18 protein-coding genes are annotated in these 24500 nt (G+C 61.2%); 9 read left to right on the top strand and 9 right to left on the bottom strand.

Features of this window, described 5'->3' with window-relative positions:
* Positions 1-26: 26 nt before the first annotated feature.
* The 5 genes from ASG69_RS21410 (at position 27) to ASG69_RS21395 (ending at position 6233) form a co-directional block, all read left to right on the top strand.
* Positions 27-878 carry a class II fructose-bisphosphate aldolase gene (locus ASG69_RS21410; RefSeq protein ID WP_056442820.1) on the top strand — a complete coding sequence of 284 codons (852 nt, stop codon included), beginning with the start codon at positions 27-29 and terminating at the stop codon, positions 876-878.
* Between the two features lie 627 nt (positions 879-1505).
* Complete coding sequence (locus ASG69_RS21405; RefSeq protein WP_082544368.1) at positions 1506-2963, top strand: MFS transporter; 1458 nt, start codon at positions 1506-1508, stop codon at positions 2961-2963.
* Positions 2964-4380: 1417 nt separating this feature from the next.
* Complete coding sequence (locus ASG69_RS22815) at positions 4381-4542, top strand: hypothetical protein (RefSeq protein ID WP_162247040.1); 162 nt, start codon at positions 4381-4383, stop codon at positions 4540-4542.
* A gap of 60 nt (positions 4543-4602) precedes the next feature.
* The gene (locus ASG69_RS21400) at positions 4603-5661 is read left to right on the top strand and encodes an NAD-dependent epimerase/dehydratase family protein (protein WP_056442822.1); all 1059 of its coding nucleotides are present in this window, start codon (positions 4603-4605) and stop codon (positions 5659-5661) included.
* The gene (locus ASG69_RS21395; RefSeq protein WP_056442826.1) at positions 5658-6233 is read left to right on the top strand and encodes a nuclear transport factor 2 family protein; all 576 of its coding nucleotides are present in this window, start codon (positions 5658-5660) and stop codon (positions 6231-6233) included. Before ASG69_RS21400 ends, ASG69_RS21395 begins: the two co-directional genes overlap by 4 nt.
* Before the next feature lie 518 nt (positions 6234-6751).
* On the opposite strand, the gene ASG69_RS21390 is transcribed toward ASG69_RS21395, so the two are convergent.
* The 4 genes from ASG69_RS21390 to ASG69_RS21375 all read right to left on the bottom strand — a co-directional run bounded on the left by ASG69_RS21390 (position 6752) and on the right by ASG69_RS21375 (position 11247).
* Complete coding sequence (locus ASG69_RS21390) at positions 6752-7444, bottom strand: IclR family transcriptional regulator (protein WP_056442828.1); 693 nt, start codon at positions 7442-7444, stop codon at positions 6752-6754.
* Between the two features lie 139 nt (positions 7445-7583).
* The gene (locus tag ASG69_RS21385) at positions 7584-8360 is read right to left on the bottom strand and encodes an enoyl-CoA hydratase-related protein (RefSeq protein ID WP_056442831.1); all 777 of its coding nucleotides are present in this window, start codon (positions 8358-8360) and stop codon (positions 7584-7586) included.
* Positions 8361-8386: 26 nt separating this feature from the next.
* Positions 8387-9253 carry a crotonase/enoyl-CoA hydratase family protein gene (locus ASG69_RS21380; RefSeq protein ID WP_056442835.1) on the bottom strand — a complete coding sequence of 289 codons (867 nt, stop codon included), beginning with the start codon at positions 9251-9253 and terminating at the stop codon, positions 8387-8389.
* 14 nt (positions 9254-9267) lie between these two features.
* Positions 9268-11247, bottom strand: coding sequence for a flavin-containing monooxygenase (locus ASG69_RS21375; protein WP_056442838.1), 1980 nt, complete (start codon positions 11245-11247; stop codon positions 9268-9270).
* A gap of 270 nt (positions 11248-11517) precedes the next feature.
* Here ASG69_RS21375 and ASG69_RS21370 point away from each other — a divergent pair, with 270 nt between their 5' ends.
* From ASG69_RS21370 to ASG69_RS21355, 4 genes are all read left to right on the top strand, one after another.
* Positions 11518-13587, top strand: a complete 2070-nt coding sequence (locus tag ASG69_RS21370; protein WP_056442841.1) for a CoA transferase — start codon at positions 11518-11520, stop codon at positions 13585-13587.
* Between the two features lie 61 nt (positions 13588-13648).
* The gene (locus ASG69_RS21365) at positions 13649-14650 is read left to right on the top strand and encodes an NAD(P)H-dependent flavin oxidoreductase (RefSeq protein WP_056442844.1); all 1002 of its coding nucleotides are present in this window, start codon (positions 13649-13651) and stop codon (positions 14648-14650) included.
* Positions 14651-14731: 81 nt separating this feature from the next.
* Positions 14732-15568, top strand: a complete 837-nt coding sequence (locus tag ASG69_RS21360) for an enoyl-CoA hydratase/isomerase family protein (protein ID WP_056442848.1) — start codon at positions 14732-14734, stop codon at positions 15566-15568.
* Positions 15569-15746: 178 nt separating this feature from the next.
* The gene (locus ASG69_RS21355; protein WP_162246752.1) at positions 15747-16466 is read left to right on the top strand and encodes an N-acyl homoserine lactonase family protein; all 720 of its coding nucleotides are present in this window, start codon (positions 15747-15749) and stop codon (positions 16464-16466) included.
* Between the two features lie 1101 nt (positions 16467-17567).
* Here ASG69_RS21355 and ASG69_RS21350 read toward each other — a convergent pair.
* The 5 genes from ASG69_RS21350 to ASG69_RS22810 form a co-directional block, all read right to left on the bottom strand.
* Entirely contained in the window at positions 17568-18644 is a 1077-nt protein-coding gene (locus tag ASG69_RS21350) for an ABC transporter permease (RefSeq protein ID WP_162246753.1), read from the bottom strand.
* 10 nt (positions 18645-18654) lie between these two features.
* Positions 18655-20121 (bottom strand): sugar ABC transporter ATP-binding protein, encoded by a 1467-nt coding sequence (locus ASG69_RS21345; RefSeq protein ID WP_056442856.1) that lies wholly within the window; start codon positions 20119-20121, stop codon positions 18655-18657.
* 67 nt (positions 20122-20188) lie between these two features.
* The gene (locus tag ASG69_RS21340; RefSeq protein WP_056442859.1) at positions 20189-21106 is read right to left on the bottom strand and encodes a sugar ABC transporter substrate-binding protein; all 918 of its coding nucleotides are present in this window, start codon (positions 21104-21106) and stop codon (positions 20189-20191) included.
* 1005 nt (positions 21107-22111) lie between these two features.
* Positions 22112-23413, bottom strand: a complete 1302-nt coding sequence (locus ASG69_RS21335; protein WP_056442861.1) for an MFS transporter — start codon at positions 23411-23413, stop codon at positions 22112-22114.
* 648 nt (positions 23414-24061) lie between these two features.
* On the bottom strand, positions 24062-24500 hold a 439-nt coding region (locus ASG69_RS22810; RefSeq protein WP_442971106.1), incomplete at its 5' end, for an MmyB family transcriptional regulator.

Raw genomic sequence — 24500 nt, 5'->3', positions numbered from 1 at the left:
GCTCGGGTTCGTCGAGGTACCCCCTGATGCGCGCCCGACTCGATGATCTGGTCGCGGACGCACTGAGGCGGGGATCAGCCGTCCCTGCGTTCACCTGCTACGACTTCACCACAGCGATGGGCGTCGTGGCGGCCGCAGAGACCTCCCGTCGCGGCACCACGTTGCTGATCGCCCCCAAGACAGCCGCGGCCCAGCACGGTGCCCGCTTCATCACGGCTCTGCGTGGTCTCGCCGACGACGCCGACATCCCGGTCACCGTACAACTCGACCATGCCGCCAACCTCGATGTGATCGCCACAGCCGTTGCTGCAGGAGCTGATTCGGTACTCGTGGACGGCTCGTCACTCTCCTACGAGAACAACATCGCGCTGGTACGCGCGGCACGCGAGATCGTCGGACCGGACATCGTGTTGGAAGCGGAGTTGGGGGGCCTTCCGGGCGACGAGGACCGTGCTCTCGCGGCGTCCCCCGTCATCGAACCCGGTACGGGCCTCACCGATCCGTCGTCGGTCACAGACTTCGTTTCTCGAACCGGAATCGGCCTGCTCGCCGTGGCGATCGGCAATGTTCACGGAACCTACAGCGGCGAGCCGCAGTTGCAATGGGATCTGCTCCGCGACATCGGCACCCATACCTCCGTCCCACTCGTGCTCCACGGGGCTTCCGGAATACCGACCCCAGACCTCGTCAGAGCGACGAGGATGGGCGTCGGCAAGATCAACATCAACACCGAGTTGCGGACGAGTGTTCTGGACCTCGTCGAGCGTGAGCTGCCGTCGTACCGCACGGACGGGGAGAACCTGCTCGGTCTGCTCGGGCGATGGGACCGTGTTGTGCGTGAATTCGCTTCCGCGACCCTGGACACACTGAACCACTGAGGGTCGCCGTTCCATCGAACCGAGCGCCTCGTGAACCAGCCCTGCCGCCAGCCTCAGAACCTCAGCTCGGGAACGCAGTTCACCGTGTCTGGCCCCGACACGGACTCGGACGATCAACCGGCAGCTTCGGCGACTCCCCGAGGCGAGGCGAGGCGCACGAACCACTGAGTCGCCGGAATCATGACGACTGGATTCGTGAACCAAGGAACGCCTGTCGACTATTTTCTTACCCTACCTGCGTCGCCCGATGACGGAGCATCGCGAATCTGCTGGTCGACGTCATCGATCAGCCGAATCCATAACCGCGATCGACTGACGCTATTGGACATCGAAGGCGTGAGACGAATTAATGGACGAATGGCGCAGAGTGATCCGGACTACATCGCGGGCCGACTGTGTAACTGAGCATGACCCACATCGCGGCCGACGGGCGCGCGTGATCCGCGGGATTACCGAGTCAGTCGGATGACTCCACCCCACTCTTCGTGGTCCTCCCTGGACACGAAACCGACCCGAGAAAAGCAAACCTGACGAACGAGCTGCACACACGCTCCATAGCCGTCTGCCGTCGACAATCCGCGATGGTATGCGTCCCGCGTTCAGCTCGACGACGAAAGGATCCTGGCAGTGGATACACACATCGACGCGGGGAGCAGGCTCGACAACCTCCCGCTGGGTAAGTTCCATCGACGACTGATCATTCTCGTCGGACTGGGGATGTTCTGGGATGCTTTCGACAACAAGCTCTCAGCTGCGGTTCTGGCATCCATGCTTCCCTCGGGTTTCTCGACACTGGAACTGAATTCCCTGTTTCTGTCGTTCACCTTCGCTGGGCTGGCGATCGGAGCCGCTTTCGCGGGTTGGCTCAGCGACCGTGTCGGTCGCGGTTTCGCCTTCCAGTTCAACTTGGGTTTGTTCGCGGTGCTTGCACTGTGCGCCGCGCTGGCGCCCAACATGGAGATACTCATTGCCCTGCGGTTCCTCATGAGCATCGGAATGGGCGCCGAGTACGTCATCTGCTACGGCATGATCACCGAATTCATTCCTCGTGCTCGTCGCGGTCGCTACCTCGGAATTCTCGGCTTCTTCGGTGGCCTCGGGGTGACGGTGTCCGCTGTGTCGGGATGGCTCGTGATCCCCGCCTTCTCGTGGCGCGCGATGTTCGTGATCGGGGGTGTCGGCGCGCTCGTCGCATGGTGGTTGCGCCGTTCGATGCCCGAGTCGCCGCGATGGTTGCAGTCACGCGGGCGGTACGAGGAAGCCGAAGCGGTCATGCGCGAAATCGAACGGCAGAACGGGACGCCGAACACTGTGACGCAGACACAGTCGAGTTCTGACGCGACGTCGACCTCCGTCGACGAGAATGCGGACTGGGTGCCGATCACAGTGCTGTTCTCCCGCCCCGTGATTGCCCGGACGGCGATGGCCCTGTTCCTCACCGTCATCTGTCTATTCGGTTCCAACGTGATCACTGGGTGGATGCCCACCTTCTTCGTCGACCAGGGGCTCACGGTGTCCCGATCTCTGGGCTTCAACGCTGCGATCATGTCCGGGTACGTCGTCGGGCCGCTTCTGTGCGTGCTGATCGCAGACCGCATCGGTAGACGCGAGAGCATCGTGATCTTCGGAACGCTCGCCGCGATCTTCGCCGGAATCTACCCCTTCATGCAGCAGCCGGTGCTGATCGTCGTCATCGGTTTCGTCCTGGTGGCAATGGCTGCATCGTTCTTGACGATGTGCCTCGGAACGGTGCCCGAATTCTTTCCCACCGCTTTCCGATTCCGCGGCGGCGGACTCACTCAGACCGTCGGTCGTGTCGCCTTGATCTTCTCGCCTTTCATCGTTCTGTGGCTGTACAACCTTGCCGGCATCATCGGGGTGATCCTTGCTCTCTCCGGCATGTACGTGATGGCCACGTTGCTCTACGTCGTTGCCCGCGTCGACACGTCGAGGGAGGCTCTCCGCAAGATCTCCGAGGAGTCTCGGTCCGGCGACGGTCAAGACACTGGCCCGGGCCCGACGACATCCAACGACGTACCGGTTGGATCGATGGGACTCGGTCGTCGGGTCTCCGGCGAGGAATGACGTCGGCCACAGTCGGCTGGTGCAGTCGACTGTGGCCGCAGGCCGCAGGCCGCAGGCCTGGGACGCACGCGCGGATGGCGCTTCCGGTTCATGTCTTGGCGTCGTACGTGCGGCGAAGTGGTCGGTGGCCGTCGTACCCACGGGCAATACAACGGTTGATCACGTGACTTCAAACAAGAACACGGTGCGCTCCTGCCGAAGGCCGTCGCAGTCGGAGCCACGCAGTCTGATCGGACCGACGGTGGTTCCGCGCGGACGAATGCCACGGACTCCGGGTCAATGTCTCGTCGAAGACCCCGTGCCAGACGGACTGACCGAAGCGGGCGCGGTGCCCAGTTGCGCTTGCTTGCACCGATCAACGAACGTTGCCGACATGCGACTGCGCTCCTCACAATCCGGGTCGGTACATGCCGGATCATCACTCCACGCCGTATTGCGAAGGAGCCGAATCGGCACTACACATGCCCGCTCGCCATTCTCGAAGGGGTGTTCATCCGCCATCGGGTATCGGGTCGGCGAGGATTCCGGTCGTCACCGGGCGCCGCCGGCCGCAGGAGCAACGTCTCGTCGACCATGCGCTGTAGGCCTCGCAGTTTGCCCGCGTGTTCGAATTGGACATCGCGATTCGACCACAGCGCGGTGCGCTTTCGTCGGACTACCCGGCTGCCGGTTCCGCGGTGCTCAGCATGAGGTCGAGAAGATCGCCGGCGCCGGGGGCCTGTTTCATGTCGGCAGCACGTCGACCCGGGCTCGATGACTTTCCGCACCAAGGGACGACAGCAATCCCGACCCGTACGTCAAGCGAGCCCGAACACGGTGCGTTCGATTGAGGACCCGTATTCAGCGCATCCCGTCTCGCTCGGTAATTCGACTCGGTGGTACATGGGTTCACGAAGTCGCCCACCGTCGGTCCGCCGCCGTGGTGAAGGCGGCCGGACACTCGTACAGGGTTCACGGCGTTGCCGAACCATCGCTGCTCCCCCTTGCACTATCGCAACAGAATTCGCTCGGTCGATGAGTACCGACAGAGCGCGACGCTGACTCGAACATCTCGCTCGAGCCGACCGGCGGCTGGGTGGCACTTGCGAGAACGCTCCGGCCGGCTCGTCGGGGAGGCTCTACCAAACAGAAGACGTCTGCGTCTCAACGGCCGTGGACCGCCACTTCATCATGCAGGGTTTGCCGTCACGGCCCGGAAAGCTCCGCGAATCCCTGACTCCACACGTGCCCCGATGGGCTTTGTGCGTGGGCGACAACCGCGGAGACTGGTGACCGTGGTCGACCCCAGGACGGGTTCCGATCAGGTCCGACCACATCGACGTCGACGAGCGGACCGACCGGGTCCAGCCGACGTCGCCAACACCTCCTGCTCGCCCAATCCCGCAGCTTGCCCTGACTTTTCTTCTCAAACTCATTTGTGCGCATCCGCATCGCCGACGAGTACATCGGTGTGGTCATCGAGATCGAGCCGTACGAACCAGAAGTCGCGAACCCCGACCTCGACAGCCGCGCGGGTGTGGCGACTCCAGTTGGTCTTGACGGCAGCCGATCGCACTCGTATCGTCATTCGTACTTATGAACGCCTATGCTCATATGCGTACGACCTGGATCACCCCGCGGGGAGAATGGAGACGATCACATGACAATCATGCTGACCGGTATCGGCCACGTAGGGGGATATATCGTCCGCGACCTCCTCGACGCAGGCGAGCGGGTCGTCCTGTACGGGTTCTTCGGCGGGGTAGGCGACCCGTCGGACCTCTTCCCACCCGATTTACAGTTCGTGGACGACCTCGTTGGAGGGGGCCTGCGCGACAAGGTGGATATCGTCGTCGGCGACGTCGTCGACTTGGCGGCGATCCGCGACACAATGGAGCGTTATGGCGTGACGAAAGTGATTCACCTCGCGTCACTGCTCTCGGCAGGCGTCGAAGCCAATCCCCCGCTGGCCGCCAGTGTGAACCTTGTCGGAATGGCAAACATCCTCGAGGCTTCGGCACTGCATGGTCTGTCGAAGGTTGTGTGGGCCAGTAGTGTCGATGTCTTCGGTGACAAGTCAGGCGGCGCCGACGGATTCATACGAGACGACTCACCCTACGACCCCCCGTTCATTTACGGAGCCACGAAGGTGTTCGGGGAACAACTGGCGTGGCGCTATGCCGAGAACACAGGTCTGAGCTTGACCGGCTTACGGCTGACCCGAGCATACGGCTACGGTGAGCACATCAAAGCAGGTCGCGGTGGCGGGAGTTCCTGGATGTCGGGCATGCTGCTCGAACCCGCGATCGGCAGCGGCCGAGAGGTTTTGGTGCCCTTCGGAGCACGTCCGATGGATTTCCTCTATCTTGAGGATGCATCAAGGGCGTTCGTCAGAGCGCTTGATTACACCGACCCCGGTTCGACCAACTACATCACCCGCGGTGACTTTCGAAAAGTTTCCGACGCATTTGATTTCGTTGCCACGCTTTTCCCGGATGCTCCACTCGAATTGGTCATGGATGATGCCCCGCTGCCGCCCGGTTCGTCGTATGCGTGGACGCGTCGATACGACGGCACGCGGGCGGCGAACGAGATCGGGTACACGAGCCGATACAACCTGGAGACGGGTCTGTTGCGCACCATCAATCTCAATCGAGCCGCAGCGGGCCTCGATCCTGTGACGGCTCCAGCTTCGCCGGTGAGTGGAGTTCTGCGATGACCGACTCGAACATCGAATTACAGGAACTGTTGGCCGAGCGTGCGATCACCAAGGTGTTGTTGCGTTACTGCCAGGGTGTGGACCGGCGAGCGTGGGATCAGATCCGCGACTGTTACCACGTGGGCGCGGTCGACGCGCACGGAGCGTACGTTGGTGACGCAGAGGGATTGATCGCCTGGCTGAGCAGACGGCACGAACACGTACTGTCTTCGACACACGTGGTGACGAATGTGTCAGTAGTCTTCAGTGACGATCATCGGTTCGCGCGTGTGGAAAGTTACTGCATGAGCATGCAACTCGTCGATCCGTCGAGCGGTGACCCGTTTGCCGGAGTCGGGGACGAGCCGGTGTTCATGACAGTGATGAGCCGATACGTCGACACCTTCTCATTCCGGGATCACGGTGGGTGGCGAATCATGCGACGAGACTGCGTCTTCGACTGGATGCGCCGGCAGAACACGGCCGATTTCCTTGAGATTGATCCATCGTGGGCACTGGCGCGCCGCGACGAGCATGATCTGCTGTTCGCGCCTCTGCCTTCGTCCGACTCCGGGGGAACCGTATCGGTTTGACGGTGTAGATCAACGCATCGGAGTGCACTTGGCGGATCGTTTATCGCCGTTCCGACTGACGTATCGCTGACACCAGCAATTGCAGACTGGCGGGTGCGCGCTCAGCCGGCTGACAGCTCGGTACCGACTCAGCACCCTGGTCTTGAGCACAGGCGCATAGCCGTGCGGAACCATCACGATGTGAAGCTCAGTAGTCGATGCAGGACGACTTGCCGAGCCGGTCGCCTGGATTCTCCGACGTGGAAGTCCCTATTGAGCGTGTCCTCGAGCTGAACGTGGATCCGGCCGCACACCACGCCACATCGCGGTGGAAGATTTTACGTCGGCAACTCGACCCAACGTCGAAATAAGGACGGGCACAACATAACGCGCATCTTCGGAGAGAATTTGCTGTATCCCGCTGTGACGCTTCTGATGAAATGCCAATAGCTCGACTCGCCACGATCGAACGGCCGCCGGGCGCGAAGAAGGTAAGACGCAAAGATTGCCGGACCGTCGGGCTCCGGTCGGTCTCAGTTTCAGCCAGCGCGTGCGATGGATTGCGCCGCGGCCTTGACGTCGAGAGCAAGGGACTCCAACTGCCCCGCCAACCGCGCCTCCGGTCCAGTCACGGCAATCGTCTGAGTGACAGGCTTCGCAGGCAGCTTGATCGGGCTGGCCACTCCGAACATACCGACGGCAGTGCCGCCCAGGTTCAGGGCAAAACCTTGCTTTCTCACCTGCGCCAACTCGTCGATAGCATCAGCCCGCTCCTCACCAGCCAGCCCAATTCGATCAAGGTAGTTCTCGAGGCGCTTCTGCGGCATCGCCGACAGGAGACACTTGCCGCTGCTAGCTGGCCACAGCTGAACCCGAGTGTTCAGCGGCACCGATGCGCGGAGGGTTTGCGGAGACTCGACCGACTGAACGTAGACCACCGATTCTCCGACGAGAATGCCGGCCATCGCGGTCTCGCCCCACTTGTCGCGCAGGATGGTCAGCTGCTCGACGACAACACGTAGTCTCCATGCCTCGGTATCAGTGGGCATCAAGAGCGGGAGAGCGGGCCCTGTCTGATAACGAATCTCGTTCTCACGCAGGTACCCCAAGGCCACCAAACCCTTTGCGAGCCCATGCACCGACGACTTGGGTGCCCCCAGCATCTCAGCCAGCTCACCGAGTTTAAGGCCGCGAGGCTCGGCTGCCGCCACCGCCTCGATAATGCCCATCACGCGTGACACCGTTCGATGTTCGGCCGCGATCGACGCAACCGCTCCACTTTGCATGCTTCCTCCGTTGCGACGCCCGCCAGCATTCAATATATCGTACAAGCATTCGCGGTGCCTGTACCTGTGAAGCAAGCGTCACGTGCTAACGGCCGGTCCACCTCGGCACACGTTTTTCCGCGCGGGCAAGTCGACCCTCAAGGACATCATCGGATGCGGCGTAGGCCTCGATCGCCTCGAACTTTGTCGAAAGGGCCGTCTCGAGAGGGTGATTTGCGCGCGCGAGGACTGCTTGCTTTGCCGCCTGCTGCGCCAACGGCGAAGACGCGGTCAGTCTGTCGACCCATCTTTTCTCGGCTTGGGCAAGCTGAGCGCGGGGTACGACCTCGTTGACGAGTCCGAAGTGCAGCGCATCGTGCGCCGACAACGTCTCACCGGTCAGAATCATCGCCATCGCAACTCGATGTGGCAGTTGCCGGACCGCCCGGTGTACCACGCCCGCCTCGCCGATGATTCCCGCCCGCACTTCGGGTAGTCCGAACTGGCTGTCGTCGGCCGCCACGATGATGTCGGCGCACATCGCCAGTTCGAATCCGCCGCCGAGGACATGACCATGGACGGCGGCGACCAGGGGTGGGCGAAGGTGCCTTAGGGGTCCGCCGATGCCGGTCAGACCTCCACCCAGGGCGATACGCGCCGGCAATGTATCGGTGCTGCCACTGATGTCGCCGCCGGCACAGAATGCCCGGTCACCGGCTCCCCGCAGCACAGCGACCCAGATGTCCGGATCGCCATCGACCTCGTCCCAACGCGCCGCGAGCTGCTCGTCGAGTGCAGCGTCGATCGCGTTGAGCTTGCGGGGACGATTGAGGGTTAGGTACGCGACGTGGCCTTCGACCGAGTACAGCAGTTCATTGCTCATGACAGAACATTCCACGCGTTCGCCATTCATTCGTCGAGTTCGGGTATATCGGCTGCGGTGCGGGTGAAGACGGGTGCCCGCTTCTCCAGGAAGGCCGCCACCCCCTCTTTGCCGTCCCCCCTAGACGTATGCCACATAGCGAGACTGTCACGTCGGTGGGCCTGCAACGGATCGGTCGACCCGGCACCTGCGTACAGCAATCGCCGCGACAGCGCCAACGCCACGTTCGACCGACCGTCGATGAATTTGTGGGCCAACGCCACCGCGTCTGAAACCAGGTCCAGGGGTTCATGGACAGACCGCGCCAGCCCATTTTTGACAAGCTCGTCACCGCTCAAGATGTCTGCTGCGTAAACCAATTCCAACGCCTTTGAGATACCGACGATCCGAGGCAGAAAGTAGGAGGACGCAGCTTCGGGGACGATGCCGAGTCGTCCGAAGATCAACCCGAAACGGGCTTCGGTCGACACCAGGCGTACGTCCATAGCCAGTGTCATCGTGGCTCCGACACCCACGGCAGCACCGTTAATCGCCGCGATCACAGGCTTGTCACACGCGTGGATCGCCAAGGTCACTTTTCCACCGGCATCGCGGACGCCATCTTGGAACGGAGCCTCGGTGAGATGATTGCGCAGTGCTTGTGGAGTGGGATTGGCCTCCTCGTCGAGTCCGAAGACGTTCCCTGCGGTCGATAGATCCATGCCCGCACAAAACGCCCGTCCGGCTCCCGTGACCACAACCGCGCGCACCATGTTGTCGACTCGTACCCTCTCGAAAGCACGCACGAGTTCGTTTGCCATCGTGAGATCGAAGGCGTTGAGATGATCGGGTCGATCGAGCGTCAGCGTCAGAACTCCGTCCTCGACCTCCCACCCGAGGGTCGTGAAATTCATGCACTCCCCCGCGTTCAGACTGACGCCGTAGCGTTGGCGGCAGGGACGTAGGCAACCCCATGTCGTTCGTAATCGTCGAGGCTGGCGCCTCGCACGCGCTCCCAGTACTCCAAATTGGTGAATGGCATGATGAACACGACCCGCCCCTTGGAGTTGCGGTAGTACGTACTGAAACCCTGGTGGCTCCAGACGGTCCTCGCATGGAGTTCGTCCATTTCCGCGTTATAGCGGTCATTGAGTTCTTCGGTCACAGAAATGGCTGTGGTGCCTTCGGCGAACATCTTGCCCAAGAGTTCGCGGACGTAGCGTGCCTGTACCTCTGTTACATACATCACCGAACCGCTGCCCGGAAATGATCCCGGTCCACCGAGCATGAAGAAATTGGGGAAGTGGGGTACCGACACGCCCAGGTACGCCCTCGGGTCATCGGTGCCCCAAGTATCTCGCAGTCTGCGACCACCGCGGCCGTAGACATCGATTGAGTCGAGGAATCGGTCAGCGTGAAAACCGGTGGCCCACACGATCACATCGACATCGCGGTGCTGTCCCTGGGAGTCGGTGATGCCAGTGGCATCGACCTCGGTCACACTATTGGTCACGAGCTCGACATTGTCCCTCTTGAGTGTGTCGTACCAGCCGTTGTCCAACAGAATTCGCTTGCCGAAGGGCGGGTAGTCGGGAACGGCCTTCGCCACGAGATCGGGCCGGTTCTCGAGTTTTTCCTCTATGTACCGCGTGAAGAATCGACGTTGACCCTCGTTGCGTTCGTTGACCGAGCGGTCGAGGTGTTGCCAGGTGGGATCGATACGCAAGTGGTGAATGACCGTGTCGCCGAACTGCCAGAACTGCTCGAGCCACGCCCAAGCGTGGAAGAGAGGTGTGCTGGCGAGCAGTCGTCGTTGGCTTTCGCCGATCTCCTGACGAAATAGAGGGAAGGGGGCGACCCATTGCGGCGACCGCTGGTAGATGGTGACGTTTGCGGCGCGGGAGGAGATGGCTGGCGCGATCTGCTGCGAACTGGCGCCAGCGCCCACGATCGCGACGTGCTTGTCACTCAGATCGATGTCGTCGGGCCAGTGAGTGGAGTGAAATTGCTGACCACGGAAGGCGTCCAATCCCGGCAGCTGTGGCAGCTTCGGCTTGTTCAGCGCACCGACGGTGCTCAGCACGATGTTGGCCGTGTGGGTCTCAGTTGCGCCCGAGGGCTCCTTGGCCGTGATCGTCCAGATGGCGGTGTTCTCGTCGTAGTCGAGCCGGATGACCTCGGTACCGAAGCGGACGTGTTCGCGCACCTGCAGTCGGTCGAACACATCGACAAAGTAGGCATGCAGCTCGTCACGAAGCTCGAAATGACGGGCCCAGTCTTGGTACGCGAACGAGAACGTATAAAGATGACTCGGAGTGTCAACACCAGCACCCGGGTATTTGTTGACACTCCACACGCCTCCGACGTCGTCGCCACGTTCGAAAACCGTGTAGTCCTCAATACCCATCGTCTGCAGCATGTTCACTGCAGCGAGCCCGGCGAGACCGAGACCGATGACGGCCGCGCGAAGACCGGCCGGTGTCTCGACGGGCGGCGCGAGTGGGGCACCTCGGGTCTTCGATCGGCGTTCGATCTCCGCTCCGAGCATGGGCCCGTACCTGGAATCGACGTCTTCGCCGAGAAAGAACGAAATCAGCTCAGCCATCTCGTCACCGTCGACGGTAGTGATCGCCGGTTCTTCGCCGGCCGAGAGTGCAACGATGACCGGGACCGCCGCGGCGCGCACCTCGGCCTGAGCTTCCGGTGATAGACCACCGTCGGTTCGGGGGTTCAACCCCCTGATGCGTGCCGGCCGATATCGGTCGGAGAGCCACGCCCGGTCGCCAGTGAACTGGTAGACGATCATCACCAGCGGGGGGATGTTCGCGCTCTGGACCGCGACGCCGATCTCGCCTGCAGAGAGTGGTCCCGAGCCCCCGAAGTTTGTTGCCGAGTCGGTCTTGGTCATGTGCCCTCCTGGCATCGAGCCGCCGCGAGTCGAACCCAAGGCGGACCACGTGCATGCGTTCATAATTACGAATCTCTGTTCTCAATTAAGAATATTTTCGGACGCGGTCTATGTCAACCCGCCCCCTGTGCAGGCCAAACAGCCCGCGGGCGGCAACCAGACAGTTCGCCGACGTCTCCACCCCCCTTGAAAAGGTGAAGCACACTCGGCTATACCTGGTTTAGCATTACGTAAGTCCGTTCATAATTACGAACGTCAGGAGAGTGGGACGTGGATGTCCGCACAAGCACCGCGACCGTAACGACCGACTCGGTGGAAACCATCACGTGGCTCCACGGAGTAACCGTCCAGTGCTACGGAACCTCGGCGGCAATGCGAGCCGCGGAAGCTACCCTGCGGCAGTTCGGCGCCACGGTGGGAGCAGGCGAGGACCCGACGACGGGGCCGGACGTAGACATCGTCCTGGTCGATCGGATCGAGACTGCACCAGTGATCCCCGGGCTGTTCCCGCCGGACGCACACGACACGCATCAGGCCGAGGATTACCTCGCCCGAGTGCAGCGCACGAACCGTTCTGTCTGGGTTACCGTCAGTTCGTTCGGGATCGACGGCGATCGCGGCAATGCCCGCGGTTCAGAGTTGACCGTCGAGGCATCCGGCGGCTTCCTGGCGCATGCCCGGTTCGATGCGGCGTTGCCACCGACCGTGACTCCTGGCCATCTCGGATTGCGCATGGTCGGCATTGCTTTTGCGGTGGCAGCACTACATGGGCTGCACACTTTTCGCCGCGACCGTGAACCCCTCCATGTCGATGTCTCAGCTCAAGCCGTACTTGTTTCCACAGGCCTTGCGCTCGAGATGGGGCATGTGTTGGCCGACTGCCCCGGCGGCGGCGGTAGTATTCGGTACGGCGCGCCGACCGGCTTCTTCCAGTGCGAAGACGGGCACGTGTACGTGTGCGTGCTCGAGCAGCACCAGTGGGAGGGGCTATGCAACGCCCTCGCGCCGCGACTCGACTCCATTCCCACCCTAGAAGAAGGCCGCGACCGGCCGGACGAAGTCAACGCCGCCATGACGAACTGGGTGCGCGACAAACTCGCCGCTGAAGCCGAAAAGATACTGCAGAGTGCGGGTGTGCCATGCACCTCGGTCAACTCGGTGTCGACATTCATCAATCGCACCCTCGACAGCGGCCGGTGCTCCGGGTTCCATGCCGGCACGGCGCTTCCACTACCCGCGGTGGTCACCGACGTGGCGGGGAAGGTTTCCGAGCCGCGGATGCAGACAGTCATCGACCTGAAGGACCTCCGAGTTCTCGATGCCGGCAACGTACTCGCAGTACCCCTGGGAGCTGCTTGGCTCGGGGCGATGGGCGCCCGAGTGACGAAAATGGAGGATCCTCAACGACTCGATGTCTACCGGCGTCGTGGCCCGTTCGCACCCGGTGAACCCGACCTGAACCGTAGTGGCTATTTCAACCACATTAATTACAGCAAGACCGGCATGGACATCACCGTGGACGAACAGGGCAGCTCGCTCGACTTAACGAAATTCGACGTGGTGATTCAAAATGTCACGAAACGACGAGCCAGTAGTGTGGGGATCGACGCTGCCTCAGTGACTGCGGAGCCGACGCCAAAACTTTCTCTGACATCGAGTGGCTTCGGGCGCGTCGGTCCGTGGGCCGACTATCGCGCCTACGGGCACAACGTGCATGCGTTTTCCGGTGTCACCGCGTCTACGCGAAACCCGCTGAACGACATGGCCGACATGGGCGTTCCGGTCGCCGACGTACTGACCAGTGTCGCGCTGAACGCGTGGGTGCTGGCCTGGGCGCTGGCCCCGACCCATGACGCCAGTGCTGCTGTCGACATCTCCATGGCGGAACTGATCGCCGCTCAACTCATCGAACTCGACGGTGTCAGCGTCGAGGACGCTTACCGGGCCCCGGCGGTCGGGGGCGACGTCTTCGTTCGTATCGACGGTGGCCACGATCTTGCCGCTGTGTCGCTGCGCGACAGAGCCGATGTCGAACAATTGGAGGCAATCGTCGGCGAACAGCTTCCGGCCATCACTCGACGGGGTCAGCTAATCGACCTGGATCCCACTGATGACATCGGATCGGTTGCCGATCTCGACGATCGCCTGCGTGCCCTCGGCGTCCCGGCCGCGCTCGTGTTGAGCGCGCGTGATCTCGCCACCGATTCATTCCTGCGTTCGACAGGTCTGATCCAGTCGGTTCGCAGTTCGGCCATGGGGAAATACGACGTCGTCGGGTTGCCGTGGTCATTTGTCGGCCGAGACCGCGAAGCGGTGTTCGCCGCGCCTGAGCGTCCGTGAACACGAAAGTTCCCCGTGAACACATGACCCGCGCACCGGCGCAACAGGAGGTACGGCCTACATGATCACCACGCGTTTCACCCGTGAGTTCGGCATCGAGCACCCGATCGTCTGTGGAGGCATGGTCGGTGTCGGCAAAGCCGACTTGATTGCCGCAGTGGCAAATGCGGGAGCACTTGGATTTCTGTCCGCGCTCACGCAGCCCACCCCGGCACTGCTCGACGAGGAAATCGTCCGAACGCAAAAACTTACCGATCGCCCGTTCGGGGTAAACCTGACGATCCTGCCCACGATCACGCCAGTACCTTACGACGAGTACCGCCAGGTCATCATCGACAATGGGATCCGAATCGTCGAGACCGCGGGAGCGAACCCGTCCGCCCACCTGCCTGCGCTCAAGAAAGCCGGCGTCAAAGTAGTGCACAAAGCCGTGGCCGTACGTCATTCGCAATCGGCGCAGCGCCTCGGGGTCGACGCCATCTCGGTGGATGGGTTCGAGTGCGCAGGGCATCCAGGGGAGGACGACGTACCCGGGTTGGTGCTTATCCCCGCTGTGGCGGCAAGAGTGGACCTGCCGATCATTGCTTCGGGTGGTTTTGCAACCGGCCCCGGACTCGCCGCGGCTCTGGCGCTCGGCGCTGACGCCATCAATATGGGGACCCGGTTCGTCGCGACTACAGAAGCGGGGGTCCACCCGAACGTGAAGAACCAGATCGTCGCCAACACCGAACGCGACACGACACTGGTGTTCCGGAAGTTCCGCAACACGGCGCGGGTAGCCCGCAACGCGATCTCGGAGGAAATTCGGCAGATCGAAGACCGCCCTGACAGCACCTTCGCCGACATTGCCGCACTGGCCTCTGGTGCCCGTGGCCGGCAGTCGGTACTTGCCGACGGTCGCATGGACGATGGGATGTGGTGGGCGGGTCAGTCGCAAGGTCTGGTCTCGAAGGTCCTGAGCTGCGCTGAGGTGGTCGATCTGATTGTCACAGAGGCAGAAACTCTGATCGGCCGGACGCTGCCCGACCTGCTCGTCGCTTCGTCAACCGGGAGCTCGACTTAACGGCTGACGTTCATCCACAGTGCGTGCACTCGTCACGCAGTCCGCAAACATCGGGCCATTACATCTCTTAGGACAGCAATCATGAAAGTTTCATCCGATCCATCGACATTCACGACGATCCGTGTCGAACACGAGAAACCGATTTCCTGGATCATCCTCGATCGGCCCCACAAGGCCAATGCTCTATCGAGAGAAATGCTCGAAGAATTCTCCGCGGCGCTCGACTGGCTCGAACACAATGGTGAACCTGTCATTGCGATCCGCGGTGAGGGCAAAGGCTTCAGCGCCGGATACGACCTCGGCCAAGTTGCACCGGACGCCCCGGTCGATGTGGTGGACGACCTAGCCCGAATGCGACGAAATCTTAATCGGTACATCGCAATGTGGGATCATCCCAAACCGATCATCGGTGCGGTCCACGGCTACTGCATCGCCGGTGGCAGCCAACTCGCCGCGATGACCGACATTACCATCGTCACCGAGGACGCTAAGATCGGACTCGTGACAATTCCCGTCGGTGCGGGCTATGTATCCCCGGTCTGGGCTACTCTTGTCGGACCCAAACGCGCGAAGGAGATCACTTTCGTCCCGGGTAACAGCATCGACGGTCGCACCGCCGTCGAGTGGGGGTGGGCAAACCACGCCGTGCCGGCCGATCAACTGCTTGACCGGGTGCGTTCGCTCGCCGAGCGGATTGCACTGACTCCGCCGGACATCTTGGCGTTGAAGAAAGCGTCGATCACTACTTCCATGGATGCGATGGGCGCGCGACAGTCGTTGTCCACGCCACCGGAGTACGACGCGATCGCCCATACCACCGACAGCGTCAAGGCGGTAAAGGCTCGGATCTCCAGGGAGGGCCTCAAAGAAGTAATCGCGTCCTACCGCACCCCGCCCACGACCGACCTGTCCGTCTGAGAGCCGCGACTCGAGCGATCAGGCTGATGACGATTGAGGTCAGCGCGCCTGTCGTCGTCGACACGCCGTGTTCGGTGGCAGAGTCGCGAGTAGTTCAATCCGACGTGATCCGAAGACCGCGACATGAAGGGCCGACTCAATGCTGCCGTGTTACACAGTTCACGCCGTCCGGGTGGGCATGATCCACGCCGATCGATGTGAATCCGTCTACGGATCGGAACCGGGGACCATGCTCGATCTGCCGGTGTATATCGCCGCCATCGAGGGGAACGGGCACAAGATCTTGGTCGACACCGGCTTGTCGAATCCGGAGAAATGGTCGGTCACCAACAAGCATCTACAGCCTGCTGAGGAACAGATCGATGGTGCGCTTGCTCATATTGGATGGAAGCTCACCGACGTCGATCTGATCATAAATACCCATCTGCATTACGACCACAGCGGAAACAACCTTGCATTCCCCGACGCCCAATTCTACATCTCGCGTGCTGAGTGGGAGTTCGGTGCAGCACCCAGCAATGCCCAGTGCTGGACCTATGACCTCGACTGGACTGGTCCCGATTTGACCTTTCTCAACTGCACTATCGTCGATTCTGACGACTACGATGTCCTCCGCGGTCTCCGAGTCATTCAAACACCGGGACATACTCCCGGACACCAGTCCGTTCTGGTCAACACCGCTGAGGGCGTGCTGTGTGTGACGGGCGATGCGGCGAACCTACTGGACAACTTTGCCATTCCGATGCATGTCGCGAACTTTGTCTCTCCTCTCGATGCAATGGCATCACTGGAGAAAATCCGCACGCTGTCCGATCGCGTTCTGGTGAATCACGAACCCAGTATCACCAACTACCAGAGTTCCGGATTCCCCGTTTGTCCCGATCCGGGCAGCCGTTAATATCAGCAGACCCCACGAAGGGCCGAGATCAAGTACGCGCAGAATCCCCGCGCACAGCAGAGTCCGGCAGAACTGAGCCTCGGTCGCCTGGTCGGCCACGCGGTCGGCATCTCATTCCCGTGCCGTCGGCCGATCGACACACGCTCGTCTGTGAGCGAGCGCGCAATCTGTGCACTCTGCGCTGCTGGCGGCAGCATCGAATTCACGGCCCTTGCCCTCGTTCGCGGTCAGCTCCTTCGTCGTCGAACTTGTCTCCGCTATCGCCTTGGTGTTCTGATTCCCACCGTCGTAAGACCAGCTTTTGCGGAGCGCGCTGCCGCAGCCACCGCAACAACAGTGGTTGGACTGGACATCGGCTTGTTCGACGGCTGGATCATCGCCGGTCTCGTCACGTGGCGCGTCCTCCTGGCCGCATCCGCCGGCATGTTGCCAGCCGTGGCTCCGGGAAGCAGACGATTACTCGAAGCCGAAGGCGTCGCCACCGCTGCGACCTGGACGAACTCGTTGCTTCTCGCTAGCACCATCGATCTCAAGCAGCAAGCCCGGGACTCGTCCTGTCGCCACTCCGGTTTCCAGTGTTCCCTACCTTCAGCAGTTTCTGGACCTGTCGTGACATTGCACCTGACGACAGCCCCGTACGACGGAGATCGGTCCGCCGCAGCAGCGATTGCCGCTCGCGGAGCGGTTCTGCCCGCGTGTTCATCAGAAGAAGCAATCTGGGGTGGTCGGGACTTTCGTTAGGATAGGTGCGATGCCACCGTGGACGGCCTCTAGGCGGTGACGCTGCTCGTCACCGATGAGGCAAATCAGCCGACAGGGCGGAACCGCGTGTGGCGGCGCATCCCCGGCGGCCGCCGAGGGAAACGCCATGCTCATGGCTAGCGCCCTCTCGACGGACCCTCCGGTGGCATGATCGGGCCCTCCCTCACGTAGGCGGTCGGATGCCGGCGGTGACCGCGGCCGGATCCCCTCTCATATGTCTCGCGACGACCGCGTGGTCCGTTGCGAGGCGCCGTCAATGACGCCGCGGCCGCGCGTCGAGCAGTTGGCGACCCAGGTGCGGCAAGCGCCGCCGCCGCGAAGGCAAGGACCGAGACGCAGCTACGATGAACCCGAGTAATGCTCACTCCGGCGGCGGTTGGACAACTGACGGAGATTCGAAATCATCGACGACACACGGCCGATCAGCAGGGCGCCCAGGATGATCACTCCGTAAGCAGCATTGATCCAGAACGACGGCACGTTGGACAAGGTCAGAATGTTCTGAATGATGCTCAACAGCAGTACACCGAGTGCGGCACCGATGAGGGTGCCCCGGCCGCCGTTGAGGTCGATACCACCGAGGACGGCGGCGGCAAAGACGGTGAAGATGATGTTGTCGCCGAGTGTTCCGGTCGCCACAGACGTTTGGGCGGCGAGCATGAGACCTGCGAGTAGGGCCAACAGACTGCCGGCTACGAAGAGCCCGACGGTCAGTCGACGGATATTCAGACCGGCAGCTCGAGCGGCTTCGATACTGCCGCCCATCGCGTATATGCCGCGACCAGTTGGGGTGAGCCGCATCACTGCAACAGCGATCGCGAAAGCTCCGATGAAAATAGCCGCCTGGATGGGCAGACCCAGAACGCTGCCGCTTCCGAGCCACAGCACGAAGTCGGGCAGCTCGGTGTAGGTCTGACCGTTCGAAATGCCCAGCGTCACACCCTGGATGAGGATGAGCATCGCCAAGGTGACGATGAAGGCGTTCAGTTTCAGAACAGAGACCAGGAAACCGTTGAGCAGCCCAATCAATAGGACGACAGCAAACGTGATGAACAGGGCGAGCGGCAGCGGCAGGTCGTATCCGCGGGTGCCCGTGGCGGGCGCCGCGATCAGAACCGCTAGAACGATCACTGAGAAACTTACCGTCGACTGCAGCGACAGATCGAAGAATCCGCCAATCAAGATGATGCTTTCTGCGATGACGAGGATCGCCAAGGGCGCTGACAATGCCAGAACGTTGTCGATGATGTTAGTAGAAGTCATGAAGTGCGGGCTGACTATCGCACCGAGAACACAGACCACGGCTATCACGGGCACGAGGGCAATATTTTGCAAATTCTTGCCGGACAGGGAAAAACTAGTCCTGGCGGAGTCCGAGATCGGTTCCGATCCGCCGGGCACGGCTGTCGTAGACACTTGAGTCATTTTAGTTTCCTTGGATGGATGTGGAGAGTTCGGTGTCGGAGAAGGGCGCAATCAGTTCTCGATGAACCCGGCCCTGGAACAGTACGATGGCACGATGGCAGATCGAGAAGTCCTCGTCGTCGGATGAGACGATGACGATCGATTTGCCCCGCGCAGCCAAATGTTGGACGCTTTCGTAGATCGACTGCTTTGCTGCAACGTCGACGCCGGCGGTGGGGTTCATCAAAATCAACACGTCAGGATCCGACGACACCGCACGAGCCAAAACCACTTTCTGTTGGTTACCGCCGCTGAGCTCACCGACGGGTTGCGCAGGGCCCCACGCTTTAATTGCCCAATCGTCGGCCAACCCTTGATAAATGGATTCGCGTTTCTTCCGATCGATCACGCGCAGGACATTGGTGATTTGGCGCATAACTGGAAGCGTGGCGTTCTCTGCGATCGAAAGGGCCGGCACAAAACCGCCCGTGTTGCGGTCCTCCGGAACGAACCCGATCCCGGCCGCGATGCAGCCACGAACATCTGTGGCTTTGAGAACGGTCCCTGACAGGGACACTGTGCCGCTTTCGGGTCGAGACAATCCGCACAGCGCCTCGGCGATCTGTACGTGCCCAGATCCGTCCAGCCCGGTGATACCCACGCATTCGCCCGGCCGGACGTCGAAACTTACCTCGTCGAAGCGCGATCCTGTCAACCCCGTCACCCTCAGCAACGGCTCTTTCGCAGAGACGGCCGGCGGCTGCTGCACCCTCTGGGCGCTTCGATCGTCGCCGACCATGGCATCGACTAGGTGGGTGACATTGAGACCATCAAGACTACAGTCGAGGACAACCTCTCCGTCGCGCAGGACGGTGGTCGTCTGGCAGACATCGAAAATTTCTTCGAGGTGATGCGAGACGTAGATGATGGAAACGCCACGGTCCCGTGCCTCGTGAATATGTTTGAACAATCGCTGGGAACCGGCGTAGTCCAGCCCGGCGGTCGGTTCGTCCAGGAGCAGGACGTCAGGCTCGAGTGACAGAACCCGACTTATCTCGACGATTTTTCGTTCGACCGGCTCAAGGTCTTCGACCAGTTTGTTGCTGACGTGACCGCAATTCCATTCGTTCAGCCGTGACGTACCGTTGCGCCGCACCTGCCGCCAGTCGATCGAGCCCGCCCGTGTGCGGGGGTAATTGTGCAACGAGATGTTCTCAGCTGCGGTCAGTCCAGGAATGAGAGTGCTCTTCTGATAAACGCATCCGACGCCGCGCTCGGACCCGTGTCGGCCATCGCCGAACCGGATGGAACCCGAGTCCGGGGACGATAGTCCTGCGATCACCGAGACGAGAGTGGACTTGCCTGCGCCGTTGCGCCCGAGGAGGGCCAATGACGTTCCCCTCTCGACGGCGAGCGAGACATTCGACAGTGCGCGCGTGGCGCCGAAGAACTTGGAGACCTCAGTAACCTGTACGGCTGGAGTGGTCATAGGTCTGAACCTTTCGGTACCGTCGTTGTCCCCTTCATCGACATATCCGTGGCCCGGCCTGCCGGGATCATTTATTGCCCCACAGCGATGAATCGTCAACGTTGTCCCTTGTCACCATGGGTGCCGGAATATTGTCGATGTATTGCCCGTCCTCACTGACGACGACGGAGCTACCGTGCGGTGTCGAGCCAGCCTCGATCGGCAACTTCTGCATCGCCCGGTCGACCCAGTAGACGGCCGCCTCGGCATACCTGTCGCGTGGTTGAGAGATGAGTCCGTCGAGGACTCCCTCGCGCACAGCCTGCAGTCCTTCGCTCGATCCGTCGATGGCGACGAAGGGCACGTGACCGGGAGACCCGACCGGCGCCGACCGGTTCAGCGACCGCAACACCTTTGCGACCGGATTCAGACAAATAATCTCAGACGCCGAATAGATCGCGTCGATCTGCGTGGTGGACAGCACTGTTTGTGCGACCTCAGCGCATTTCTCGGTAGACCATTCCATCTGTTTCGAAACGACACTGATACCAGGAAATTCCTTCTTGATGCAGTCGGTGAAGCCTTCGCTACGCTCGACTCCGACATTGCCTGCCAGATCGCCCTGCAGGTTGAGGACCGACCCGCGCCCATTGAGAGCTTGTCCGATTGCGTCGCATGCCTGCGCGCCGAGTGCGAGGTTGTCGGCCTGCACCGCCATAGCGACGTTGCCGCCGGCTGCGGAGGAGTCGATGGTGACCACTGGTACGTCATCGACGTTCGCCTGCTCAACCGCGGGAACGATTGCCGCTCCATCGAGCGGGTTCACGATTAGGCCTCCGACACCTCGCCCCAGGGCAATCCCGATGTCTTGGTTCTGCTTGGCAGGGTCTCCGTTAGCATTTATCACAGGCAGCAAGTTCACGTCCTGCTGCTCAGCTTGTTCGTCGAGAAGTATTGCCTGCAGGCTCTGCGAGCGGTCATCGAGTGTGCGGATGGAAAACGCCACCTCGCGGTGCGCAGGATCAACCTCGGGTGGGCTCCCGCATGCTCCAACGGCTATCGCAAGGGGGAAAACCGCTGTCAGCCACCCAAATTTGACCGCACATCCGCGCGCTCGCAAGCGAAGCTCACCACGAGTCGCGTTCGTCATTCTGAATACCTATTCATGTGGACAAACGCTACGGCTCCCCATGAGATCGTGTCAAGGGTCACAGCATCTGGACGGTGCGCGTTCGAGTTGGGTTGCTTCGCACGGGTCAGTGCAGCTTCGGTTGGGATCGATGTGCTGTGGGAAATCAAAGGCGGGCGAACCCCCATGGGAATATCGGCCGCAGACGCTTTGATGCTGCGGCCCTGGAATGAAGGCTCGACACCCAGGGCCCATACGAACGCTGCCCGCGATGCAAACAACGAAATCACACCTGGCTCCGTCGATGTCGACCCATCACCATGCCCTGATCCAACTGGGAGCTGCAAGCCGCACGAGACGGTGAAGGTCATTGGCAAGGGCTCGCAATGATGGAATTGCAGGTGGCTCTCTAAAACGCACATTCGATTCTGCCACCATGATCAGACGCCGACGTGGACGAAGATGGCCATCATCGTTAGCCAGTAGGATGCGCGGCAACTGAACCCTGCATTCTTGCAACATGACGTTGATGAATCGCGGTTGCTCCGGCTCACCGTCACATCAGGACATCTCAGAGACCCCGCAGGGTTCCCGTACATCTCTTCGGGTCAACCCATTTGAATCCAGCACGGCTCAGAACACGTCCACGCTACGATCGCCGAGTCAGACGAGTCGGCTGTGAAGGCGCACGGCGGCTATGACGCGCCCGGCGCAGTGATGTGACTCGACTTGAGCTCCGCTCCGGACAACCATGCTTGCGATGAGCCGGCACATACTCAGCAAGGGTGGTTGAGGCGATAGACCGCGATGACGACGCCGCTCTATGGACCAACGTCAGGGCGACCTCGAGCCGGGTGCAGAGCAGCCGCGCTCGACAGATACCTAGTCGATCTTGTTGCCCAGCCGGTTCAGTGGTGTTCGATATGTTTCTGGGGCGGTCGCAGCGACAGCAGCACCGACCAAGCACACCACAGACACCATCAAGGCGATCGGAAGCCAATTGGTCCCATCGTTGCCGATTATGGCCCACCCAACCATCGGCGCGAATCCTGCAATCGCCCACCCGGTCTGCGTGCCGACGGCCATTCCTGAAAAGCGGACTCCGGTGTGGAACATTTCCGAGTAAAACGAAGGGAACAACCCGTTCGCAGAAGCATAGAACACACCCATCAGTAGGGTGGACCCGAGAAGTATGCACACAATATTGGCCGTGCTGATCGCCCAAAAGTAGAGATAAATCGAGACAGCGCAGCCAAGGAGCCCACTGATGTATGTCGGTTTGCGGCCGTATCGATCTGCGAGGATTCCCCAGATCGGCGGCATGACGACTGCAACAGAAATCGCGACTACAGACGTCAGCAACATCGTGGTTCTCGGTACACCAACCTCTTCGCTGGTCGCGAAGGCAAGACCAAACACTGAGAAAACTGTCGATACCAAGGAGGTTATCGAGCAGAGGATGACTCTGACGAGGGCAGCGGGATGCGTCTTGATCAGCGTCAGGACTGGAAAATCGGGAATCATCCCGGAGTCTCGATCGGATTCATACGCTTCTGGATCTTCCAGCCTCCGACGAAAGTAATAGGCAATGACAACAACGACGGCACTTGCCCAGAATGGAATGCGCCATCCCCACGAGTACAACGCGTGATCAGGAAGCCCCGCGACTGAGAGGAAGACCAATGTTGCAAGACAGAACCCAGCCATCGACCCGGATGGCGTCCAGCTTGAATAAAACGCGCGTCGTCCCGGAGGCGCATGTTCAAGGGTCAGGGTACTCGACCCGGCTTGCTCTCCCGCAGCGGATATACCCTGCAGTACCCGCATTAGCACGAGAAGACCGGGGCCCCAATAGCCGATTTGGTCGAAGCTGGGTATACACCCGATGACGAACGTCGCGGCGCCCATCAGAAACAAGGTAAACAGGAGTATCCGTTTGCGACCGAGGCGATCACCCAGGTGCCCCAACGCAACTGCTGCGATCGGTCTAACAACGAATGCTACCGCGAAAGTGGACAGTGAAAGCAGAGTCGCAAGTGCGGGATCTGTACTAGGGAAAAATACTGTACCGAAAATCAGGGCTGATGCCGAAGCGAAGATGTACATCTCGTAGTACTCAAGTAGCGTTCCGAAGAAGCCGGCCTTTGCCGCTCTCTTCACACCGGACGTGTCATCAACGGCCATACCGGTTGCATCCGCGGGTCGTGTTTGCCGAGTTTCGGTCACATACGCTCCTGGGTCTAGGACGGGTCAAGAGTCATGTAGCGTTGTTCGCTATTACGAACGGCAGTTCTTATGTATGGACGGTACGATCGCGTACCTGTGATGTCAAGCACGTAACCCCCGCTGCAACGCTGACTGCCCAATTCTTCTGCGTGCATCGAAACGGCCCTTTGTACGTGGTCACAGGGAGAAACCGTCGACCAACGCCTCGGCGCAGAGGGAATCAATCTCACGTCGTCAGGTCAGCGACCGCGGTCGGCGTGCTCGGAGGCCGAGCGCATGGGTTCACCAGGGCTGTTGCGGACATGACTCGACGTCGCTGACCTGCTCGCACTTTCCGCAGCGTTCGGTGCGCCGCCGGCCCAGCTGTTGTTCCTCGATCCCCCGCGAAACGGTGACGGGCGGACTCCCAGGCGCCCCCGTGGAACCCGCGAAACCGTCAGGTGGGTAGTAGGACTGTTGACGCTCGGACCTTCCGGATCGTCCGAGCAAACACCAGACAACCGATCTGGAGTTCGTGCACCGCCAGTCGAACGTAGCCACCGAGCGCTACCGGATGCACTCCGATCCGGTGTCGGGAGTGTTCGGCTCGGGTCGATGCCGCGGTGACTAGTCGGGGGGCGGTGACGTGGCGAATTCGGTGTCCACCGGCCCCCACGACGCGAGCACCGGAAGTGCCCGAGCAGTAGACGACTCGGGCTCGACGGTGTAGATGATCAAGCGTTGCTCCGGATCGTGCGGCGACACGAGCGATTCGATGCCGAACGAGAGACAGCCGACCACGGGGTGAGCGATCTTCTTGTCGACGGACGTGCGATCCGCCACACCGTGATCATCCCACCACCGGGCGAAGTCTGCACTTGCCGAACGTAATTCGTCGATCAGAACCGTCAATCGGGCGTCGGCGACGTGACGACCGCCCTCGTAGCGCATCGCCCCTACCGCGGCCGACGCGTAATCGGACCAGTTGACGATTCGTTCCCTCGCACGTGGGTCCAGGAAAAGCCAGCGCACCAACACGGCGCCCGCGTCTATCTCTGCCCCCAGG

Origin of the sequence: Rhodococcus sp. Leaf225, from assembly GCF_001426145.1 — a bacterium.
GTDB lineage: Bacteria > Actinomycetota > Actinomycetes > Mycobacteriales > Mycobacteriaceae > Rhodococcoides.
This window is presented reverse-complemented; position numbering and strand designations above follow the sequence as displayed.